Raw genomic sequence first — 777 nt, 5'->3', positions numbered from 1 at the left:
TCGAGGCGGGCGTGGGGGAGGGCGCCCGGCTGCACCTCGGCTCGGCCGCCGCCACCCTCGCGCTGCCCGGCCAGGGCAAGGGCGAGGCACGCTACGACGTGCGGCTCGACGTGGCCGCCGGGGGAGAGCTGCGCTGGCTGCCCGAGCAGCTCATCTCGGCGCGGGGCAGCGACCTGCACGTCACCACGCGTGCCGAACTCGCGCCCGGAGCGCGGCTGTTGCTGCGGGAAGAGCAGGTGCTCGGGCGGGCCGGGGAGGAGCCGGGCCGGCTCACCAGCAGGCTCACGGTCCGGCTCGGGGGCGCCACGCTGCTCGACCAGGAGCTGTCGTGCGGCCCCGGAGCGCCGGGCGGCTGGGACGGGCCTGCCGTGCTCGGGGGGCATCGTGCGGTCGGGCAACTGGTCTGCGTGGCGCCCGAATTGCCGGCGAACCCGGCCGAGGCCCGGATGCTGGGGGAGGGCACCGCCCTGATGCCGCTCGCCGGTCGGGCGGTCCTCGTCAGTGCCGTGGCGCCCGACGCGCTCGCCCTGCGGCGCCGTCTCGACGAGGCGTTGGCGATACTGACCGCCGATCGGAAATGACCATCCGTTTATCGGATTGGTAAAGAAGGTCGGTCAACCCTGTTCTCAGACGGCTCACAGCCGAGAGGATTCCCCGCCTGACTATTCGCAGTGAAGTCACGGGGAGGGGACCCCTTGAGGGACAACAAGCCGAAGAGCCGTCTGCTGGCGCTGAGTTCGGCCGGCGCGCTCGTCACCGCCACGCTGATAGCCGGCG

1 protein-coding gene is annotated in these 777 nt (G+C 73.1%); it reads left to right on the top strand.

All coding sequences use genetic code 11. The annotated features are described in order from the left end of the window. Positions 1 to 581, top strand: a 581-nt coding sequence (locus GT030_RS35190; protein ID WP_161204540.1) for an urease accessory protein UreD, incomplete at its 5' end; no start/stop codon positions are given. Positions 582 to 777: the final 196 nt, after the last annotated feature.

The sequence above is a fragment of the Streptomyces sp. SID1328 genome, assembly GCF_009865595.1.
GTDB classification, from domain to species: domain Bacteria; phylum Actinomycetota; class Actinomycetes; order Streptomycetales; family Streptomycetaceae; genus Streptomyces; species Streptomyces griseoluteus.
This window is presented reverse-complemented; position numbering and strand designations above follow the sequence as displayed.